The organism is Geoglobus ahangari, from assembly GCF_001006045.1.
In the GTDB taxonomy this organism is placed as follows: domain Archaea; phylum Halobacteriota; class Archaeoglobi; order Archaeoglobales; family Archaeoglobaceae; genus Geoglobus; species Geoglobus ahangari.
On record NZ_CP011267.1, the window covers coordinates 832,610 to 852,030 of the forward strand.

Annotated in this window: 26 protein-coding genes; 12 read left to right on the forward strand and 14 right to left on the reverse strand. The window is 54.0% G+C overall.

Annotated features, from left to right (window positions below; translation table 11 throughout):
- Window positions 1-7: 7 nt before the first annotated feature.
- Entirely contained in the window at window positions 8-1,042 is a 1,035-nt protein-coding gene (locus GAH_RS04905; RefSeq protein WP_245604103.1) for an ABC transporter permease, read from the reverse strand.
- A 5-nt stretch (window positions 1,043-1,047) separates the two neighbouring features.
- Window positions 1,048-2,694, reverse strand: coding sequence for an ABC transporter permease family protein (locus GAH_RS04910; protein WP_048095029.1), 1,647 nt, complete (start codon window positions 2,692-2,694; stop codon window positions 1,048-1,050).
- A 49-nt stretch (window positions 2,695-2,743) separates the two neighbouring features.
- Between GAH_RS04910 and GAH_RS04915 the strand changes: the two genes are divergently transcribed.
- The 3 genes from GAH_RS04915 to GAH_RS04920 are packed head-to-tail and all read left to right on the forward strand — an operon-like array spanning window position 2,744 to window position 4,357.
- Window positions 2,744-3,604: an ABC transporter ATP-binding protein gene (locus GAH_RS04915; protein WP_048095030.1), complete on the forward strand. Its 861-nt coding sequence runs from the start codon at window positions 2,744-2,746 to the stop codon at window positions 3,602-3,604.
- Between the two features lie 10 nt (window positions 3,605-3,614).
- Window positions 3,615-3,785, forward strand: coding sequence for an SIR2 family protein (locus GAH_RS10780; RefSeq protein WP_169745340.1), 171 nt, complete (start codon window positions 3,615-3,617; stop codon window positions 3,783-3,785).
- A complete protein-coding gene (locus GAH_RS04920; RefSeq protein ID WP_048095031.1) occupies window positions 3,785-4,357 on the forward strand; it encodes a metal-dependent transcriptional regulator in 573 nt (190 codons plus the stop codon). Before GAH_RS10780 ends, GAH_RS04920 begins: the two co-directional genes overlap by 1 nt.
- Here GAH_RS04920 and fdhD read toward each other — a convergent pair.
- A complete protein-coding gene (fdhD, locus tag GAH_RS04925; protein WP_048095033.1) occupies window positions 4,344-5,015 on the reverse strand; it encodes a formate dehydrogenase accessory sulfurtransferase FdhD in 672 nt (223 codons plus the stop codon). The two genes, GAH_RS04920 and fdhD, sit on opposite strands and share 14 nt — an antisense overlap.
- A gap of 38 nt (window positions 5,016-5,053) precedes the next feature.
- On the opposite strand from fdhD, the gene GAH_RS04930 reads away from it, so the two are divergent.
- On the forward strand, window positions 5,054-5,905 hold the full coding sequence (locus tag GAH_RS04930; protein ID WP_048095034.1) for a ribbon-helix-helix domain-containing protein: 852 nt from the start codon (window positions 5,054-5,056) through the stop codon (window positions 5,903-5,905).
- Here GAH_RS04930 and GAH_RS04935 read toward each other — a convergent pair.
- From GAH_RS04935 to GAH_RS10685, 6 genes are read right to left on the reverse strand one after another with little or no spacing between them, the layout of a single operon-like run.
- Entirely contained in the window at window positions 5,870-6,529 is a 660-nt protein-coding gene (locus GAH_RS04935; RefSeq protein WP_048095035.1) for an endonuclease V, read from the reverse strand. The genes GAH_RS04930 and GAH_RS04935 overlap by 36 nt on opposite strands.
- The gene (gene sepS, locus GAH_RS04940; protein WP_048095036.1) at window positions 6,526-8,118 is read right to left on the reverse strand and encodes an O-phosphoserine--tRNA ligase; all 1,593 of its coding nucleotides are present in this window, start codon (window positions 8,116-8,118) and stop codon (window positions 6,526-6,528) included. The genes GAH_RS04935 and sepS overlap by 4 nt, the downstream gene beginning before the upstream one ends.
- Window positions 8,108-9,475 carry an Asp-tRNA(Asn)/Glu-tRNA(Gln) amidotransferase subunit GatA gene (gene gatA / locus GAH_RS04945; protein ID WP_048095037.1) on the reverse strand — a complete coding sequence of 456 codons (1,368 nt, stop codon included), beginning with the start codon at window positions 9,473-9,475 and terminating at the stop codon, window positions 8,108-8,110. The genes sepS and gatA overlap by 11 nt, the downstream gene beginning before the upstream one ends.
- The gene (gene gatC, locus GAH_RS04950) at window positions 9,472-9,753 is read right to left on the reverse strand and encodes an Asp-tRNA(Asn)/Glu-tRNA(Gln) amidotransferase subunit GatC (RefSeq protein ID WP_048095039.1); all 282 of its coding nucleotides are present in this window, start codon (window positions 9,751-9,753) and stop codon (window positions 9,472-9,474) included. The genes gatA and gatC overlap by 4 nt, the downstream gene beginning before the upstream one ends.
- Before the next feature lie 53 nt (window positions 9,754-9,806).
- The gene (locus GAH_RS04955; protein WP_245604094.1) at window positions 9,807-10,148 is read right to left on the reverse strand and encodes a nucleotidyltransferase domain-containing protein; all 342 of its coding nucleotides are present in this window, start codon (window positions 10,146-10,148) and stop codon (window positions 9,807-9,809) included.
- Window positions 10,141-10,281: a HEPN domain-containing protein gene (locus GAH_RS10685; protein ID WP_156967395.1), complete on the reverse strand. Its 141-nt coding sequence runs from the start codon at window positions 10,279-10,281 to the stop codon at window positions 10,141-10,143. The genes GAH_RS04955 and GAH_RS10685 overlap by 8 nt, the downstream gene beginning before the upstream one ends.
- Before the next feature lie 65 nt (window positions 10,282-10,346).
- On the opposite strand from GAH_RS10685, the gene GAH_RS04960 reads away from it, so the two are divergent.
- The 3 genes from GAH_RS04960 (at window position 10,347) to GAH_RS04970 (ending at window position 11,876) form a co-directional block, all read left to right on the forward strand.
- The gene (locus tag GAH_RS04960) at window positions 10,347-11,111 is read left to right on the forward strand and encodes a ZIP family metal transporter (protein ID WP_048095042.1); all 765 of its coding nucleotides are present in this window, start codon (window positions 10,347-10,349) and stop codon (window positions 11,109-11,111) included.
- A gap of 185 nt (window positions 11,112-11,296) precedes the next feature.
- On the forward strand, window positions 11,297-11,467 hold the full coding sequence (locus GAH_RS10785; RefSeq protein WP_218915484.1) for a hypothetical protein: 171 nt from the start codon (window positions 11,297-11,299) through the stop codon (window positions 11,465-11,467).
- The gene (locus tag GAH_RS04970) at window positions 11,457-11,876 is read left to right on the forward strand and encodes a type II toxin-antitoxin system VapC family toxin (protein WP_048095045.1); all 420 of its coding nucleotides are present in this window, start codon (window positions 11,457-11,459) and stop codon (window positions 11,874-11,876) included. Before GAH_RS10785 ends, GAH_RS04970 begins: the two co-directional genes overlap by 11 nt.
- A gap of 97 nt (window positions 11,877-11,973) precedes the next feature.
- Here GAH_RS04970 and GAH_RS11025 read toward each other — a convergent pair whose 3' ends face one another.
- From GAH_RS11025 to GAH_RS04980, 3 genes are read right to left on the reverse strand one after another with little or no spacing between them, the layout of a single operon-like run.
- Window positions 11,974-12,102 carry a hypothetical protein gene (locus GAH_RS11025; RefSeq protein ID WP_281173940.1) on the reverse strand — a complete coding sequence of 43 codons (129 nt, stop codon included), beginning with the start codon at window positions 12,100-12,102 and terminating at the stop codon, window positions 11,974-11,976.
- Window positions 12,099-12,872, reverse strand: a complete 774-nt coding sequence (locus GAH_RS04975) for a sulfide-dependent adenosine diphosphate thiazole synthase (protein ID WP_048095046.1) — start codon at window positions 12,870-12,872, stop codon at window positions 12,099-12,101. Before GAH_RS04975 ends, GAH_RS11025 begins: the two co-directional genes overlap by 4 nt.
- Window positions 12,873-12,888: 16 nt before the next feature.
- Window positions 12,889-13,488: a LysE family transporter gene (locus tag GAH_RS04980; RefSeq protein ID WP_048095048.1), complete on the reverse strand. Its 600-nt coding sequence runs from the start codon at window positions 13,486-13,488 to the stop codon at window positions 12,889-12,891.
- Window positions 13,489-13,536: 48 nt separating this feature from the next.
- Here GAH_RS04980 and GAH_RS04985 point away from each other — a divergent pair, with 48 nt between their 5' ends.
- The 4 genes from GAH_RS04985 to iorB are packed head-to-tail and all read left to right on the forward strand — an operon-like array spanning window position 13,537 to window position 17,069.
- A complete protein-coding gene (locus GAH_RS04985; protein ID WP_048095049.1) occupies window positions 13,537-14,238 on the forward strand; it encodes a queuosine precursor transporter in 702 nt (233 codons plus the stop codon).
- A gap of 29 nt (window positions 14,239-14,267) precedes the next feature.
- On the forward strand, window positions 14,268-14,567 hold the full coding sequence (locus tag GAH_RS04990) for a hypothetical protein (protein ID WP_048095051.1): 300 nt from the start codon (window positions 14,268-14,270) through the stop codon (window positions 14,565-14,567).
- 32 nt (window positions 14,568-14,599) lie between these two features.
- The gene (iorA, locus tag GAH_RS04995) at window positions 14,600-16,471 is read left to right on the forward strand and encodes an indolepyruvate ferredoxin oxidoreductase subunit alpha (RefSeq protein WP_048095052.1); all 1,872 of its coding nucleotides are present in this window, start codon (window positions 14,600-14,602) and stop codon (window positions 16,469-16,471) included.
- Window positions 16,472-16,475: 4 nt separating this feature from the next.
- Window positions 16,476-17,069, forward strand: a complete 594-nt coding sequence (iorB, locus tag GAH_RS05000; protein WP_048095053.1) for an indolepyruvate ferredoxin oxidoreductase subunit beta — start codon at window positions 16,476-16,478, stop codon at window positions 17,067-17,069.
- On the opposite strand, the gene GAH_RS05005 is transcribed toward iorB, so the two are convergent.
- Entirely contained in the window at window positions 17,059-18,324 is a 1,266-nt protein-coding gene (locus GAH_RS05005) for an amidohydrolase (RefSeq protein WP_048095054.1), read from the reverse strand. The two genes, iorB and GAH_RS05005, sit on opposite strands and share 11 nt — an antisense overlap.
- Before the next feature lie 233 nt (window positions 18,325-18,557).
- Between GAH_RS05005 and GAH_RS05010 the strand changes: the two genes are divergently transcribed.
- Window positions 18,558-18,791 (forward strand): hypothetical protein, encoded by a 234-nt coding sequence (locus tag GAH_RS05010; protein ID WP_048095055.1) that lies wholly within the window; start codon window positions 18,558-18,560, stop codon window positions 18,789-18,791.
- A 244-nt stretch (window positions 18,792-19,035) separates the two neighbouring features.
- Here the strand turns inward: GAH_RS05010 and GAH_RS05015 are convergent, their stop codons facing one another.
- On the reverse strand, window positions 19,036-19,353 hold the full coding sequence (locus tag GAH_RS05015; RefSeq protein WP_048095057.1) for a hypothetical protein: 318 nt from the start codon (window positions 19,351-19,353) through the stop codon (window positions 19,036-19,038).
- Window positions 19,354-19,421: the final 68 nt, after the last annotated feature.

Below are 19,421 nucleotides of genomic sequence, written 5' to 3' on the forward strand. Positions count from 1 at the left end.
ATTGTATTTAACCCTGATGCGACCTCCAGAAGTATAGCTTTTCAGAGAGAAGGACTGAGGCTGCACAGAGGACAGAGCCTATGATGGGGTATGCAAGGAACTCAATCGCGGAGAACTGACTTCCTGCAGAAACCCTCGCGACTACTCCAGCCATCATCGACGGAGTGGTGAAGGATGCTGTGACTAAGGAGATGGCAATAAGTGAGAACACGAGCTGACTCCTCTCCCTGTCCTTCAGGATCGAGGTAACGGCCACTCCGAGCGACGCGAAGATCATGGAGAACGAGAGGGAGGGGAGCAGTATGAGCAGGGGGTTGCTGAGCCCGATGTTCACCCAGAGCAGGATCATCCACACGAGCGTTAGCGTGGCCGAGACTGTGAGGCTGACAACCACCTTGGCGGAGATGAACTCCGTGAAGGACATAGGCGTGGAGAGCACGACTTCAAGCGTCCTCGTCTCGTGCTCCTCGCTGATCAGGTCAACTACGAGCCCGCCGGAGATTATGGCGGTCGTGATCACGAGCAGGGGTATGAGGACGGCGTATATGAACCTGAATGTTATTGAAGACCCCTCCTTCACCTCCACCCTCCTGAAGTCCGGGCTGACGAACCTGAACCCGTCGTCACCCGGAAGCCCGCGGATCTCCCTCATCTTCCGCTGGTAGTCCTTGAGCGTGTCCTTTACCTTCGAGCTCGCCACTATGCCAGTGATCTCATCCTTTGGCAGGAACACGGTGACGAAGTTCGTTGCAGAGAGGTTCTCGTTTGGCAGGTAAATTATCGCGCCTATCTCGCCCGCGTAGAAGTCCTTCAGCGCATCGTCGAGGGTCCTGTAATTTTTCCCGTCAGCGACGGTCTTCAGGATGGGGCAGTCTCCGGCGATGCCTATCTCCACCCCAGAGACCGTCACGAAGTCTGGCTTGTAGAGCACGAGCAGGCCGAAGGTGATTATGGACGAGAAGGAGGCTATGAAGACGAGTATGGCCATCGCAGACATTATCGTCCTCTCCCTTCCTATCAGCCTGAGATCCTTCAGGATCATTGACCTCACAGCATCACCACCGTCCCGTAGTTGTACGCGAAGTGTATGGCCACCGCAGCGAGGTAGCCGAGCCTCCAGTCTCTCCTCGAAACGATTGCGAAGGTGAGAGAGCTTGTGACGTGGAGGAGGAGCGGGAAGATGAAGAGCTCTCCAGGCAGGACGATGCTGTAGTCCTTGAAGACGCTCAACAGCAGCCCCTTCTCAGCCACGAAAAACCCGAGGGCAACGGTAATGGCTCTCCTGACACTTTTCACCGGGTAGATGAGGCTGGACTTCAGGAACTCCTCGATCACAGCAACCCCAAGCATGATCACGGCGTAGGACGTCACGAGAGGCACGGAGAGCCCGAAGAACAGGAGGAAGAACTCGAGGAAGAGGGCGATGAAGACTGACGCCATGGCCATAACGAAAGCTCTCAGGTCTGTGGACGCACTTTCAGTTAGAGTTTTCACGAACCTCTCGAGCGGTGATGTGGGGCTGTAGAGGTTCTCTATCTTGAGCGACCTTGCGGTCAAGTAGAATAGTGTGGCGGAGATTGTGGCGAGCGGGATGGATGAGAACGCGAGGTCTGTAATGGAAACCTCCTCTCCGGACAGACTCCGGAGCAGGAACGTCACGGGCGAGACATCTGAGAGCGGCAGGCCAGAGAACACCGAAGGTAGGACGAGGTAGACCATGACCAGCAGGTTCGTTACGAGAATCAGAAACGTCAGTTCTCTGTAGGATCTGGAGTTCACGGCTATGAATGCCTGGGCTGTGAAGAGCAGCAGGAGGGGTGAGGCCATGTAGAGGACACCGTTCACTCCGAAGATCAGCGATGGGATGGCCGTAATGAGGAACGCGAGCAGCAGGTACGGCAGCATCTTCTGGAACAGTATGCCCTCCTGAGTGAGGGGGGTCGAGAGCAGAACCTCCATCCTCCTCATCCTCACGTCCTCTGCGAGGGAGGAGGAGAAGACCTGCATGACGAAGAACGACGGGATTATGAAGAGGAACGCAACCACCATCTTGGATATGAGGGACGGAGGGGAGAAGCTGTCGGGAGTCGAGTACTCCGTTTTAACCCTCTTCAGCGTAACCGGACTCTCCTCACCCCCCTGAACGCTCTTTATGACGCTCTCCTCCACCTTTTCCTGAACGTTTTCCTCTCTCCCTTCCCTCTCCCTGACCTGCTCGCTTATCTGCCTGATCCTCTCCTCGCTCACGGGCTGGGGGGTGAATGAGGGTGCTATCTCCCTCTTAAGATACTCTGCCCTGATCATCACTGGAAATGCGTACATCCCGTACTTCTCGTACATCCACCTCTCGAACTCTCCCTTTATGTAGTTCTTCATCTCCTCTCCGGCAGCGCTGGACTTGAGCGTGTCTGTGACGACGATGCTCAGGCCGGTCAGGAAAACGTCTATCTTCCCCTCCCTGAGGAGGTTCAGCCCCTCCTCCTTTTCCACAATAACGTGCTGGAAGAGCCTGTTCTCGATCACGTATCTGTCGCTCCCCGACGTGAATATCCCCGCATCTGAGTTGAATCCGTAGCTGAATGAGAGGTAGGAGATTAACAGGGCGAGAACGGATATTACGGCGAGGAGGAGCTTGAATCCCCGCGTGTACTTCTTCCCGGACTTCCTGAACTCGGCCTTTATCAGCGGAAGCACACGGAATGTCGGGTAAAGGTTAATATATTGTTTGCCCAAAGCCAGAGCGATGCTTAAGGCTATCGGACTCAGGAAGAGCTACGGCGACTTCGTCGCGGTTCACGAGATCAGCTTCGAGGTTGAGAGGGGCCATGTTCTCGGGATCATAGGGGAGAACGGGGCGGGGAAGTCCACGACACTGAAGATGCTCACCGGCCTGCTCGTGCCTGACGCCGGGACTGTTGAGTACGACGGCCAGAACCTCTTCGACAGCCTGAAGGAGGTCAGGAAGAGGATAGGTTACCTCCCCGAATACGACGCTCTCTACGACAACCTGAACGCCGCTGAATACCTGAGGGTGTTCGCGGAGATCTATGGTGTGGAGAGGGAAGTTGCCGAGGAGAGGATTGCCCGTCTCCTCAGCTCCCTCAACCTGCCGGACGACAGGCCGGTTGGTGGGTTCTCGAAGGGAATGAAGAGAAAGCTGTCTATCGCGAGAACCCTCGTCCACGATCCCGATTACCTCATCTACGACGAGCCCACAAGCGGCCTCGATCCCTCGACCTCGCTCTTCGTCACGAGGTTCATAAGGGATCTCAGCAGGGAGGGCAAGACTGTCGTCTTCTCGGCCCACAACATGTATTACGTGGAGGCAGCCTGCGACCTGCTTCTCATAATAAAGGGCGGCAGGGTGCTGTACTTCGGAGAGCTCGAGAACCTCAGGGAGGCGATGAAGAGGTACGTGGTGGTTTACGAGGAGAGCGGAGTGGAAAGGGAGCTCGTCACCGACAGCGTTGAGGAGGTTAACAGGGTGATAAGGGAGGTCGCTGAGGCTGGCGGGAAGGTGATCAGCATCGAGACTCAGGTTCCGAGACTCGAGGAGATGTACTTCGCGCTGACTGAGGGAAAAAGTATTATCAAGGAGGAGTGAACCTTAGTTAATGAGAGAGCTCAGGGGTCTTCACTGCGCGAGGTGCGGTAGCGAGTTCGACCTCATAGTCGTAAAGGCCACAGGCTACAGTGGCCCCATGCACCTGCCAAACCTCTTCTGCCCCTTCTGCGGGAGCAGGAGGATCATGAGGAAGAGAGGCCTCTTCTTCGGTGAGTTTTGATGGAGAGGGTCGAGGAGTATCTGGAAACGATATACGACATCCAGAAGTCCGGAAAGGTGGCGAAGACGAAGGACATAGCCGGGAAGCTGAACGTGAAGCCGTCCAGCGTTACGGAGATGCTCAACAAGCTCAGCGAGATGGGTTACATAGAGTACCAGCCGTACAGGGGGGCGGTGCTCACAAGGAAGGGGCTCGAGGTGGCTGAAAGGATAAAGAAGAACTACAAGGTCTTCAAGCGGTTCTTCGAGGACTTTCTGGGTGTTGAGAGCGAGATAGCTGACAGGCTCAGCTGCACACTCGAGCATGTTGCAGATGAGAGGGTAATCTCGAGGCTCTGCTCGATAATTGCGAGGAACTGCGAGGTGTGCGAGGTCTGCGCGGAGGAGCTGCTGACACTGAGCGAGGCTGATGATGGGGAGTACGTGGTGTTCGCGTCTCCGAGATCGCTGAAAAAGGCTGGAGTTGAGCCGGAGAAGGAGGTTGAGGTCAGGGATGGAGTTCTGGTCGTGGACGGGGTGGAGCTTGAGGTTGCGGAGAGCCTGAAGAGGTTCGTCCTCCTCAGGCGTCTGTAGCAATCGCCCCGGAATTCACCGCAATACCGCTCGCGAATGAGATCGCTGAAAGTCCGTACCTCTCGCAGAGCTCTATTGCGGAGTTCAGTATCGCGGCCTTAGACACCACGAGCGGGATGCCCATCCTGATGGCCTTCTTCGCAATTCCCGCCGTTATTCTGCCGGAAAGCATCAGGAATGATCTGCTGAAGTCCACTCCATCCCTGTAGGCCGCACCTATCGCCTTGTCGACTGCGTTGTGCCTGCCGACATCGTACCCCTTGGCGATTTTTCCATCAGACACGATAAGGGCTGTGTGGTATGCCCTCGTCCTCCTGTAGTAGTCTGCCTCCAGCTCGGTCAGGTACTCTCTGACGGAGCTCAGGCTGAACCTGACCTTTGGCTCAAGCTTCTGCAGGGGTTCGTCCACGTAGATGCCAGCACACCCCGAGGAGTTTATGGAGGTCGAGAACCCCTTGTCAACCATCGCAACCGCCACGTCCCCCTCGACTATAACCTTTGGCTCTGCCGACAGACCCTCGGACAGCAGAAACCCTGTGACGAGTTCCTCAAGCTGGACGGGTGTGCAGAATATCCTGATGACGTTTCCCCCCAGAATCACCTTGAGCTCCATCTCCTCGCCGATCTCAAGAGGTCTGTCGATCTCGATGATTTCCATTGGAAAGGGTTTAATGCCATGGAGGTATAAGGGTTGCGATGAGGATTGTCAATCTGAGGCTCGATGAGAGGATAGTCGAGAGGATAGATGAGATCTCCTCGAAGCTCCTCATATCGAGGAGCGAGGTGATCAGGCAGGCACTCACCCTTTACATCTCATTAATCGAGAACATAGGGTTTTACTTCAAGCCCTCCGTTTTCTCACCCAAGCTCGACATATACGAGGAGAGGAATGGGATATACGTGGACTTGGGCAACAACCTCTCCCTGTCCGTTTTCAACATCGTTTACGGAGGGATCGGGGAGAAGGAGGGGGACTGGCTGAAAGCTGGTGTTGAGCGGGTTGCGGAGATAATGGCCTATCAGATTGAGGTGGAGAGCATCTGCAGGTTCATCCAGCCCCTCGCGGTGGAGCTCTCAACGGGGAACGAGCTGGACTACGGCATGCGGTTCTACCGCAGGTTCCGCGAGCTCTTCAGCGGGAGGGTCGTTTTCGCGGACAGCGAGGACGTCGCCAAGACTGATCAGAGCTTCTTCAGCGCCGTGGTTGTTGGAGTGAGAGACATGAGGGTGAAGAACATTCCCAAGAGGGGGGAGAAGATCTTTCTCTACGGCAGGGTGATGAGGGGGGAGGAGCTGCTGAGAGACAACCCGCCGGACTTGTCGGTGTTCAGGAGGCTGGCCGAGATGGTGAAGGAGGGGAAAGCGAGTTCAATAATGCCCGTCAAGGGAGATGGAATCAGAAACGCGTGCATATACGCCGCCTCAATCGCTGGAGGGAGGCTCAGGATGAGGGCGGAGATTGACGGTGGATGTCCCGCAACGGCCGTAATTGTGAGCGCCGAGGAGATGCCCTTAGAGGGCGGCGTCGAGGTTGGAGAGATACTCTGACTTTATCTCCTTCGAAAGCCTGTCCGCAATCCTCACTGGCTCGGGGAGCTTGTATCCCTTGAGGCAGTTCCTGACAACTTCGAGAGCCTTCTCGGGCGTGAACCTGTGGCCGACAGAGATGTAAATGGGCCTGCATCTCCGACATGTTTTCAGTTCATATCCCACGACCATTCCGTGTGCATGCAGCTCCCTGACGTCTCCCTCCCCCCTGACCTCGCCGTACAGCCTCTTCTTCGTTATCCCGATTGTGGGGATGTCGAGAACCACGCCTATGTATGTCGCAAGTCCGCACTTCCTTGGGTGGGCGAGTCCGCTTCCGTCAACCATCACGACCGCGTTCTCCCTCATAACCGCCCTGACAGCCTTGATCGCGGGTTTGCTTTCTCTGTACATGAGGAACGTTGGGATGTAGGGAAACTTCACCTCTTCAATCAGGTGATGCTGCTCAGCAATCTCCATCTCGGGGTACTTCATCAGCACGGACGCTGAGACCACGTACTCCTCCCTTCCCACCCTGAAAAAGGCCTGATCCACTCCTATTACGTACTCAATCCGCCCCGGATCTGAGAGAATCGCCTTGTTTCCTATCTCTATCTGCTCTTCCTCAAGCCTTTTCAGGTTCATCTCACCCTGAACCTCACGGCTAGGAATAATGGTCCGCGGACGTCCACTTCCTTTCCATTCGAGATCAGGTAGTTCATGAGGCTTTCATGCACCCTGAGGTTCACGTCCGAAAGCCCCTCCACAACTCTGACCCTGACCTCTCCCTCTTCCCGTCCCGTCATCAGGGCTTCCTCAATCCTCCTCGCGGCCATGTACGAGAAGGAGTCCACGTATCTCACTCCAGTCGCTACGCCGTTCTCGAAGTATCTGGCGAACCTCTCGCTCCTCGGAACTCCGTAAATGTTTCCGTCATGCACGACGATCTCGTTCGCATAGGCAGGACCGCAGAGCTTGACGTTTTCCCTCTCAAAAACGTAAACCTCCAATTCCCTTCCAAACACCTCTCCCTTAAAGGCAAGGAACTCGCACGGGCCTTGGGCTGAGGCGTTCTCCTCGAACGCTCTTATTATGGCGCTGGCGATTTCGAGGCCTTTGGCCGTTAGGGGAACCTCCCTCATCTCGATCTTCCTTGCTATGTCCACGTCGCTCAGCTGGATGTGCCTGAAGCCGTAGACCATCTCCCTCACGTCCGAGTAGTCATGGATGATCATCGCAAGCCTTTCCACGCCAAGCCCGAGGTTCATCACCGGGTACTCTATGTCGTACTCCGCGAGGGCTGTGGGGGAGTAGATTCCGAACGTCGCCACCTCTATCCAGCCGTCCCTGTACTTCCTGTTGTTCTCGAGGTGCGGATGGTATGCGAACACCTCAGTTTGGGTTCCGGGGATGTAGTACTTGCTCCTCTTGTCGTCCTCCTTGAATCTGAACTTCTCGAACCCGAACTGTCTGAGCAGAGCCTCTGCAACGGCCTTTCCATCCTCCACACTCACGTCCTCATCCATTATGACGCAGCTTGCCGAGTGGTAGGTGTAGAGCCTCGTGGCATCCTCCCCCTGCTCCCTCCTGAAGCACCTGTCTATGGAGAACAGCTTTACCGGCAGGGGGTATTTGTCCGCGAGCCTTGAGAGGGTTATGAACCACCCCGTGGTCATGTGGCTCCTCAGGGTAAGGGTCGTTGGCTCCGACCTCAGCTCCTTGAACTCCGGGAACACCTCGTCTATCACCTTCAGCGCCGTGTGATCCTCAACGCTCAGGGCTTTGGCTATCTCCGAGGACAGGTCGTCTCCGTCTATAACCCCCTTCTTGTACAGGTGCAGAACCTTCCTGAGTTCGTCCACGCTGAAGTTCTTGCCAATAATTTTCTCAATCTTCCTTATCCTGTCTTCAGATATCCCTACATTCGGCCTCGGAAGCCCGGCGAGGTAGAAGCATCTGTCGAGAACTGCAAGCGCTTCTTTGGAGAACTGCTTCCTTATGTGCACGTCCTCGACTATCAGCGGATTCACAACCTCGCTGAAGCCGATCCTCAGGTAGGCCTGCCTGAGCCTCTGTATCGTCTCGTAGACCGGATGGGGTTTCCCGAGCTCGTAGCCTATGAATGGATACCTCCTGAAATGGGGAACGTCGCTCAGAACCTCTCTTCCCTCAACCCACGCTTTCTCAAAGTCCTTCTCAGCTCTCCTTTTCCACTCCTCGGCGTTAAACCTCATGCTCCTCTACCTGCTTCGCAAACCCCAGAATCGTGTTCTCCTCGAAGTGATTTCCTATAACCTGCAGCCCGACGGGGAGACCGTCCAGCTCTCTAACTGGCATTGAGAGCGCTGGAAGTCCGGCAAGGTTTATGGGTGTTGTATTGACGTCCGCCTTGTACATGGTGACCGGATCTGTGAGCTCCCCGATTTTGAAGGCAGTTGAGGGCATGGTGGGCGAGATTAGCACGTCGAACTTCTCGAAAGCCCTTCTGAAGTCGTTTATGACGAGCGTTCTGACCTTGAGGGCTTTCAGGTAGTACTTTCCGTAGTACCCTGCTGAGAGAGCATAGCTCCCCATCATGATCCTCCTCTTAACCTCAGCTCCAAACCCTTCCGCCCTTACCCTTGAGAAGTAGCGGTTCCAGCTGTCGAGGTTCTCGAGGGCGTAGCCGTACCTGACTCCATCGTATCTCGCGAGGTTTGAAGATGCCTCGCTCATGGCTATGACGTAGTAGGCTGGTAGAGCGTACTTCAATGAGGGGAGGCTGACCGTCTCAACGTCAGCAATCTTCCTGAGCCTCTCCACGAACTCCTCGAAGACCTGCTGAACCTCTGGGTTAGCCTGCATCTCCTCCACCACTCCTACCCTGAACCTCTTGCTCACCGGCCTGTAGGAGAACTCTCTGCCGGAGTTCGTCGAGTCCCTGTCGTCCCTGCCGGCTATTATCTCAAGAAGGAAGCCGAGATCGTCTATGGACGCTGCCATCGGGCCTATCTGCTCGAGGCTGTTGGCGTAGGCTATGAGCCCGAACCTCGAGACGAGCCCGTAGGTCGGTTTCAACCCGTAAACTCCCGTGAAGCTCGATGGACACCTTATGCTCCCGCCCGTATCTGTTCCGAGGGAAAGGACAGTCTCGTCACCAGCTATCGCGGCTGCGCTCCCTCCACTGCTCCCACCCGCGACCCTCTTCAAGTCGTGGGGGTTTCTGACAACTCCGAAGTAGGATGTCTCAGTAGTAGTCCCCATTCCGAACTCGTCCATGTTAGTCTTTCCGATTATTATCGCCCCCTCCTGCTTCAGCCTCTCCACAACGTGGGCGTCGTAGGGCGGGATGTAGTTCTCGAGCATCCTCGAACCGCAGGTGGTTCTTATCCCCTCGGTTGAGATGTTGTCCTTGATTGCAACTGGAATTCCCGCAAGCCTTCCGTCCCTCCTGCCCCTGTCGTACTCCTCTGCCTTCTTTAGCGCCTCCTCCTTGGTTACGGTTACGTAGGCGTTGAGCCTGCTCTTCTCTATTTTCTCTATGAGCTCCGAGACGAGGTCGTAGGCCTTCTCCTCTTCCAGCCTCTCCTTCCACTCCCTTACCGTTATCATTCCACAACCCTCGGCCCCTTGAAATAGCCCTCCTCCTTGTGCTTGGCGTTCATGAGGGCCTTCTCCCTTTCAAGCCCCTTCTTCGGCTCGTCCTCTCTGAAAACGTTCTTGAGCGGGAGAACGTGGTATGTCGGCTCGACATCAGCATCAACTTCGTCAAGCTGGTTGAAGAACTCGATAATCCTCTCAAAGTCAGCCTTAAACCTCTCCACCTCTTCCTCCCTCAGCTCAATCTTCGAGAGGTTCGCGACGTGCCTGACAACGTTCTCGTCTATCATTCCTGCTGGAATTGTCGGGGTGAATTAATAAATTTTCCACATACTCCAGAACCCTAAACCCTTATCCTCGGGGTGTAGGCTTTCTCGACATCTCTGAACTTCTTCCTGCACACAGGGTGGATGTTGATCCTGTCATCATCGGTGAGCGTCCTGACGAACTCCACATACCACTCAAAGCTGAACCTCTCGGGTATTCTGTCGGAGACGATCAGTATGTCCAGATCTGATGAGAGAGTGTGTTCTCCCCTCGCGTAGCTTCCCACAATGAAGACCTCGCAGTCTCCGAGAATCTTCTCTGCCCTCTCCTTTATTTCTGCCGCAATCCTTTTGGCGTTCCTGAAGAAGTCCTCGTTTTTTCTGAGCATCTCGTAGTATTTGGCCATTCCCTCATTCAATCCCAGACACCTCCATGAATTTTCTGACCGTCTCAACCCCCTTTCTGGCAACGTCCTCAGAGTAGTCCACGTCGAAGTACCTCGATGCCACGTAGGAAAGCTCGAGTTCCCTTAAAATAACTATGCTGTGCATTCTGGACTGGATGGAAAATATCTTTCGCCGGAGGGGTTATTAAGTAGCTCGTCTATTCCAGAGTGATGCAGGATCCCGTAATCCTCGCGCTGATGGCAGGAATGTTCACCCTCGCCCTCACGGCCGTGGGATCTTCAGCGTCACTGTTCTTCAGGGGAGAATCGCAGAAATTGCTCGACGCCATGCTTGGGTTTGCGGCAGGGATAATGATCTCCGCCAGCTTCTTTTCCCTGCTAATGCCGGCCATAGAGCACTCCTCCCACCTGCCTCACCCCTGGTTTCCTGCGGTTGCCGGCTTCCTCGCTGGAGGGGTATTTCTGAAGCTCATAGACTCTGCTGTGCCTCACGTTCACTTTGAAACAGGAAAGGCTGAAGGGCCGAAGAGCGGGCTCAGCAAGCTAACTCTCTTCGCCCTCGCCGTTGCGATTCACAACATCCCCGAGGGCATGGCGGTGGGAGTTGCCTTTGGGGGAGAGTCTTTGAGCGCGGCGCTTGCCCTCACACTCGGAATCGGGATTCAGAACATACCCGAGGGATTCGCGATCTCAGTGCCCCTGAGGTTCGCCGGGTACGGCAGGTGGAGGAGCTTCCTGTACGGCACGCTCTCTGCAGTCGTTGAGCCGGTATTCGCGGTGTTCGGAGCTTATGCTGTCACCCACATCTCGCCGATCCTCCCCTACGCCCTCTCATTTGCTGCCGGGGCGATGATCTACGTGGTGATTGAGGACGTGATACCCGAGGCCGAGAGCCACGGAAACGAGGACGTTGCCACGATGTGCGCGATAGCAGGGTTTGCGGTCATGATGCTGCTTGATCTGGGGCTGGGCTAAGCCATTGTGATTAAATCGTATCTGGATCTAAAAGAATAATGTGGTTGCTTGGTTGTAACAGCTGAATTCTCGACCTGCTGATTCTGAGTTGGGTGGGGTAAACGTTAAATTCTCTGAGTTAATGTTTACTTAATATGTCTACAACAACATATAGTGTGCGAATACCGAAAGAAGTGAAAGAAACTATGGAGAAAATAAAGGATGTGAACTGGCAGGAGGAAATAAGGAGAATGATAATCGAGAGGGTTAGAGAGGAGGCAAAGAGGAGACTGCTTGAAGATGCAAGGGAGCTAAGGAGCAGAATGAAAAGCTCTGGGGTTACGGAGATGATACGGGAGGATAGAGATGCCAGATAGGGTTGTGTTCGATTCCAGTGTTATTGCAGCAATCTTCTTCGGGGAGGAGGGGGTTGCTGAGGTTGCAGAGAAAATTGTGGAGGAGAGCGGAAGAATATACACCGTGGATTTTGCTGTGGCAGAGATAACAAACGTCGCTTGGAAAAAGGTTGTTTTTGAGAAAGAAAATAGAGAGCTTGTTAAACTTGCGCTTGAGAAGAGCATCGAGTTCATAGATTCTGTCTGTGAGGTTCTCAGCTCTGAGGAACTCTACGAGTCCGCCTTCAGGATTTCCGTGGAAAAGGGTCTGACGGCTTACGATTCCTTTTTCATCGCTGCCTCGGAAAAGCTTGCCGCACCGCTTGCAACAGCGGACAGGAGACTGTATGAAAAAGCCGAGAACGCAATTCTCGTCTCCAATCAGGGTTAAATTATTGCTTCACAACCCTGCACAGGTCTGCGGGAGTCAGGCTATGCGATTGCCAACCCGATCTCCGGAATAAAAAAGAGTCTGTGAATTTTGCCCTCTATTCTCTCAGCAACCTCCTGCACTCAACGCACAGGCCGTGGTGGAAGTGGCACCTCTGGCATATGGCTTTTCCGCACCTCCTGCACCTCTGGTTTGCTATTCTTACTCTGCAGATCTGGCACTTCATTTCTTCAGGTCGAACATTATCTGCTCAGCCACCTTTCTCCCTGAAAGCAGCATTCCGCCAAATATCGGCCCCATTCTCGGCAGCCCGTGGACTGCAGAGACGGCCATGCCAGCTGCGTACAATCCCTCTGCAACCTTGCCGGTCTTCTCCACAACCAGCTTCTCGCTCATCTCGCTGTAAGCTGACTTCTCGCCGTGAATGAATATGTCAAGTTCGGGTATCTTGCGAGCGGCAACGCTTATGACCTCGGCATCATGTCCTGTGGCATCAACGACCGCTTTGCTCTCAATCATGAGCGGATCAACGTGAAGGCCCGAGATTTGAACCGCACTCCACTGAACGAGCACTCCCGAAACCCTCAGCGGGTCTGGCCTGAAGACGACATCATCAACCGTGACTCCGAGGATAACCTTTGCTCCGCTCTCTATAGCGTAGTATGAGAGCTTTGCGAGGAACTCTGCTGAATCAACAGCGTAAAGTCCGCTTTCAACCTCCTCAAGCTTCATTCCGAACTCCTCTGCTATCTCCTTGGCATCCTCCTCTATGACGATCTTGTGGAAGAGCATGCCACCTCCGCCTATGCCACCTCCAAAGCTGAGCCTCCTCTCAAAAACCACAACGTCGAAGCCGAAGTCCCTCAGGTAGTGGGCTGCGGTAAGGCCGGCAGGCCCGGCTCCGACAACAACGACGTCAGTCTCGCTGATTTTCTCCCAGTCCTTGGCAGCCTCCTTGACAATAATCCTCGTTATGTTCTTCTCGCTGAATGCCATGGTATAGCAAGTGATCTCAGAGATATAAATGTAGCGTGCTGATTGATGTGACTATGAAGTAGGCCCCGAAGACGATCAGGATCGCTGACGACACGTAACTCAGCACCCTCTCAAATCCGCCAAGCTCGGAAAGCCTGCCCGAGAAGTATGAGACGAATCCGAGCCAGCCGAAGTCGCAGGCCTCGTGCAGGATTATGAAGGCGATGAGCCCGAGCATGCCGAACTCCATTGAGAGCAGCACGAGTGTTAGCCCCACAGTTAGCCACCATATTATGAAATACGGGTTCAGGGCGCTCATCAGCACGCCAGAAAGCACGCCCCTCATCTTCACCTCTCCTCCCCCACCCCTCAGCTCCCTGTACGCCAAGTACAGCATCACCACTCCACCGGCGAAGGAAATCGCGCTTTTCCATGCTCCGAGCTCCACAAACCTCCCGAAGGCGTAGAGGGCGAGTATTATCGGAATTTCGATCATCGCGTGTCCGAGCGAAACTTCAAGTCCTGCGAACCTGTTTCTCTTGCCCTCCGCAATTGTGACAGCAAGTAAAGGCCCGGGGGCAAGAACCCCGCTCAGCGATATGCTCACGACGGTGAGGGCGAAGAGGGGGAAGTCCATGGATGCCGGTGGTCAAAATTTAAATAAAGATTCCCCTTCCATGCGAACATGCTCTCGAACGAGGTGCTGTGGTTCATACTGCTCATCGTCAGCTTCGCTGCCATTACGCTGATGTACAGGCTCTTCGGCAGGGCCGGGCTATACGTGTGGATAGGGATGGCGATTATACTCGCAAACGTGCAGGTTGCCAAGATGATTGAGTTCTTCGGCCTCATAACGGCGATGGGCAATATAATCTACGGAACAACATTCCTTGCAACCGACATTCTCGCAGAAAAGTATGGCAAAAGCGCTGCAAGGAGAGGGGTGTTCGTCGGGTTCTTCGTTCTGATCGCGACGACGGTGATAATGCAGATAACCCTCGCATTCACTCCCGCTCCAGAGGACACTCTCGATCCAGCTCTCAGGCAGATCTTCGGCTTCATGCCAAGCGTCACGGTCTCAAGCCTCACGGCCTACCTGATCTCCCAGCTTCACGATGTCTGGGCGTTCCACATGTGGAAGGAGAAAACGAAGGGTAGGTTCCTCTGGCTGAGGAACAACGCCTCAACTCTCGTCTCGCAGCTCATAGACAACGCCACCTTCACGCTGCTGTTCTTTGTCGTATTCAACCCGCAGCTGTTCGCCGATCTCGGGTGGCAGGGTGTCTGGGAGATCTTCATAACTTCGTACGTGATGAAGTTCATCGTCGCAATCCTCGACACACCCTTCATCTACCTTGCCACGAGAATGAATCCGGACGAGAGTTAGGTTTTTTAGCAGTCCCTCCAACTCTTTCCATGAGCCTTACATTCATCGTTTTTCTGCTCGGGCTGGTGTACGGCTTTGCAAATCCGGGGAGGGAGGACAGGCTCAGGCTGATCAGGAACTCACTGATTGTCGGAGTAATCTTCGGAGCTCTCATAGCTCTGGCGTTCTTCATTTTCACAATCCCAGCGGCCTTTGCCATGCCCGTGCTTCCGCTGCTGGGAGGGGTTGCAGGCATACTCGCCGGGATCTTCGCGGCCCTTTACTTCGGTGTGGTCTTTGCCGTGGGCACGATCATCGGGGACATGCTCGAGTCCCTGATAAAACGCTAACTTTTTAAAGCTGAGTTCCCGCCCTTAAGAGCATGTTAAAGGATGTCATACTTGACGAGCCGGGGAAAAGGGTGTTTCTTCTCGGCAACGAGGCGATTGCGAGGGGTGCAATCGAGGCGGGAATAGATGTTTTTTCCGCTTATCCCGGCACACCATCATCCGAAATAACCGACACGCTCAATTCTGCCTGCAAGCACCTGAGAGGAAGGATGGAGTACAGGATGGAGTACGCTGTGAACGAGAAGGTGGCCTTTGAGGTGGCGATAGGTGCGTCGCTTGCGGGCAAGAGGGGAATGACCGCGATGAAGCATGTCGGGTTGAATGTTGCGGCAGACTCGCTCTTCAGCTTCGCTTATGTCGGGGCAAGGGGTGGCTTCGTCTGCGTCTCGGCAGACGACCCCTCAATGCACTCCAGCCAGAACGAGCAGGACAACAGGTGGTACGGGATAGCCGCGAAGGTGCCGGTCGTCGAGCCATCAAGCGTGGGAGAGGCCAAGGAGATGGTCAAGCTCGCTTTCGACCTATCGGAGCGCTTTGGACTCCCCTTCATACTCAGAAGCTACACGAGGCTGAGCCACTCGAGTGGTATCGTGGAGCTGGGCGAGATTCCGGAGAAGAGGCTTAAGAAAGTCAGGTGGGAGAGGCACCCTGACACCGACGTCGTGCTTCCAGCACACGCGAGAAGGCTGAAGCCAATCCTGCAGAAGAAACTCGCAGACCTCGAGGACTTCTTCACGAGCTCAGACATTAACTGGGTGGACGAGGCAGATGGGAAGAGGGGAATAATCGCGTGCGGAATGAGCTACAACTATGCCGTCGAGGCACTGGAAAACCTTGGCGTTGAGATGCCTGTCCTCAAGCTCTCGTCGATGAACCCATTGCCGAGGAAGCTCATCGCCGACTTCCTCGCTAACCTCGACGAGGTGCTGGTGGTTGAGGAGGTTGACCCGGTGGTGGAGCTTCAGGTGAGGGCGATGGCTAAGGAGCTTGACGTGGAGGTTCACGGGAAGATGGACGGCTACCTGCCAGAGAACTTCGAGTACAACGTCTCGATCGTCCAGAAGGGAATTGCGAGGCTTGGAGGAAAGAGCTACGATTATGCTCACCTCCTCGAAACGGCCAAGAGCATGGCCGAGATTGCCCCTCCGAGACCTCCTGTTCTCTGCCCCGGCTGTCCCCACACCGCGACGTTTTACGCGATCAGGAAGGTGGTGAACGAGCTCGGCAACGCATCACTCCCCAGCGACATCGGCTGCTACACGCTCGGGATAAACAAGCCGCTCGAGGCTGTGGACATAACCATCTGCATGGGAGCAAGCGTTGGAACGTCCAACGGCCTGAGCTACGTGCTTGATGATGCGATAATCGCCACCATCGGCGACTCAACGTTCTTCCACACCGGCATCCCGCCGCTCGTCAATGCTGTTTACAACGGCAACAGGTTCGTGCTCGTGGTTCTGGACAACTCCACGACCGGCATGACGGGACACCAGCCCCACCCGGGAGTTGATGCAAGAGGTTGCGGGGAGAAGGGGCACGCGGTGAGGATTGAGGACGTTTGCAGGGCGATAGGGGTCAGGTTCGTGGAGGTGGTCAAGTCCTACAACATCAGGGCGATGGAGGACGCGCTGAGGAGGGCGCTGAAGCACGACGGGCCCGCGGTGATAGTGTCCAAGCAGCCGTGCGCGATCCTCTGGAACAGGGAGAGGAAGGCCAAGGGCATAAGGATAACCCCGTTCGAGGTGGGCGAGGGTTGCATGGAGTGCATGAAGTGTGTCAGGGAGTTCACGTGTCCGGCCATATACATTCAGGACGGAAGGCCCGTGATAGACCCAGCACTCTGCGCCGGATGCGGTGTCTGTGCTGCGGTGTGTCCTTACAGAGCAATAAAGCCTGCGAGGTGATATCGTGAAGGTGAATGTCCTCATTGTAGGGGTTGGCGGGCAGGGTGTGCTCACGACCTCCGGACTTCTGGCGAGAGCGGGCATGTACGAGGGGCTGAATGTTGTTTCGGCAGAGACGCACGGAATGGCCCAGCGTGGGGGGAGCGTGGAGGTGCACCTGAGGTTTGGCGATGTAAGGGCTCCGCTCATCCCCTACGGACATGCTGACTTCATAGCATCTCTTGAGCCCGTCGAGGTGCTCAGGTACGGGCAGTACATGAACGAAAATACTGTCGTGCTGATGAACACCCGCCCCATATCTCCACCTTCCGTCTCGACAGGAGATGCGAGGTACCCCTCGATGGATGAGATCCTCGAGAGGGTTGAGGGGGTCACGGAGAACATCCACCTCATAAATGCCTCTGAGATCGCGGAAAGGCTCGGGAACATTCAGGCCGCAAACGTGGTGATGGCAGGCGCTTTGATAGGGCTCGGCCTGCCGCTCAGCATTGAATCCGTCGAAATGGCAATAGCTGATGTCATGCCGGAAAAGATAAGGGATCTCAACGTTAAAGCACTCAGGGAGGGGTTCGCAGCGGGGCAAAGGCTCAGGAAGTGAACTTCTCCTTTATCTTCTCCACCTTGTCTGTCACTTTTTCCTCGTCAATGGTGAGCACAACCCTGTCCTCCATCACGATCTCTCCGTTGACAATCAGGTGCTGCACCTCCTCTCCGCTGGCCGAGTACACGAGGCTGTAGAGGGGGTTGTAGCTCGGGTAGAACTGGGGCGACTTTGACAGGATCGCAAGGTCTGCGAGGTATCCTTCCTCAATCCTCCCACCCTCGATTCCATACGCAGCATATCCGTTGGCGGTGGCCATATCCATAACATCCCTCGCCTTGACCGCATCGGCCCTCATGTATTTCACCTTCTGGAGAAGTGAGGCGAACTTCATCTCCTGAAAGAAGTTGAAGCTGTTGTTGCTCGCCACGCCATCGCTCCCGAGCGCCACGTTGATTCCGCGCTCGAGCATGTCCCTCACCCGTGCGATTCCCGAGGAGAGCTTCAGGTTGCTTACCGGGTTGTGGACGACGCTCACACCCCTCCTCCTCAGTATCTCTATCTCCTCGTCATCCAGCCACACTCCGTGGGCTATGACCACGTTGCTGTCCAGAAATCCAATCCTGTCGAGAAGCCTGACCGGAGTTGTCCCGTACCTGCTCTTTATCTCCTCAACCTCCCATTGTGTTTCGGAGACGTGAATGTGAATTCTCGTCCCTATCTTATCTGCCCTCTCCTTAACTGTTCTGAGAAAGTCTGGAGTGCAGGTGTACGGGGCGTGCGGGCCGTAAATTGCTGTGATTCTTCCATCGAAGGAGTTGTTCCAGTCCCTGATGAACTTCTCCCCGATTTCGAGCTCTCTTCTCGCCTTCTCCTCGTCTCCCCTATCCGCCATTCCGTAGCAGAGGACAGCTCTGACTCCGCTCTCTCCAACAGCCTTGGCAACCTCGTCCATGAAGATGTACAGGTCGCTGAAGCCTGCTATTCCACTCCTTATCATCTCAACGATCGCGAGCATTGTTCCCCAGTAAATGTCGCTGGCAGTCATCTTCCTCTCAAGCCTCCAGACGTTTCTCAGCCACTCGCTGAGCTCAAGGTCTTCAGCAGCACCCCTCAGCAGGGTCATGGCAGCATGAGTGTGGGCGTTGAAGAATGCGGGGATGACGATCATGTTTTTCCCAGTGAAGGTAATCTTTCCCTTCAGCTCCTGCTTTGAGACCTTGGATATCCTCTTTCCGTCGATACCAATTGATGCTCTTGTAAATTCACCGTTTATGTAGCAGAGCGCATCGTTTATTGCGATGGAGTGCATGGGGTGTGTTCTTACGGGGGGTTGATTAAGGTTTGGGATAGTAGCTAGGAGGTGTTGTATACACTTTTCAATTTTTCCTCAGATCTGAAAAAATTGATTACGACACACTGATTGAACATCTTGACAGAAAGCGACCGCGATACAACAATTTTAACAGATACGTTGCGAAATTCGCTCTGAAAAGCTGGGAGAAGTACAGAGACCCGTACCACGTTTTCGAAGAAGTGTCAAAGATGCTTAGAGAGCTCATGGAATTTGACAGAATCATCAATTTCATAGCCAAGAAAATGGATGAACTCGACATTGTAATTGACTCCGAAGTGTACAAAATAAACAGAAGCGACGACAGAGACTTAGAGCTCTTCGAAAAAATCTTGGATGCGCTAAAATCCAGCAGTATCAGGTTCAGGGACAACTTTGATCAAGAGATATTTATTGAGACTGCAGTTTACAGTGCTAAAACCTAGGAACCAATCGTTTTTGTTACAGACGATAGAGAATTCCTCAGAAAAAGTAACAGAGCCATAGAGGCCATAGATTTCCTTGATCTCGAAAATTTGAGATTTTGTTTGTTAGATGAGGTCCTGCAGGTTCTGTTAAAATGAAATGATGAAATGTTGTACTCTATTTGAACCCCATTACACTTGGTTGTAATGGTTAAGATGAGAAATGGGTGTAAGGTGAAAGTAGAATGGTGAATTTAACGTGAGCCTACTGAAAAGCTCTAATTATGCCGTAAATTAATTTTGCAATAAACAATACTGGAATCATATAGATTGCAATTTGGAGGAGTACCAAGCCAATTTTGGTAGACAGGTCCCCTATAAAAGTAGAAATTCCCACAAGAGCTGATCCCAACAGGTTAAATCCAACCGCTTGTAAAAATATACCAATTACGAGAGAGGTAATTAAAATTCCACTTGGCAAAATGAGGGAGAGTGGCCAATCCACAATTTTCTCAGGTGCGTCTATCAGAGTTTCTATTAAATTCTGCAAAGTTCCAAGCAGGGATTTAAATAGACTATCCATTGCAATATATATTACAAAAGTAATATTTAAAATTTATCCCCAAATTTCATTCGCAGACGTCAAACCAC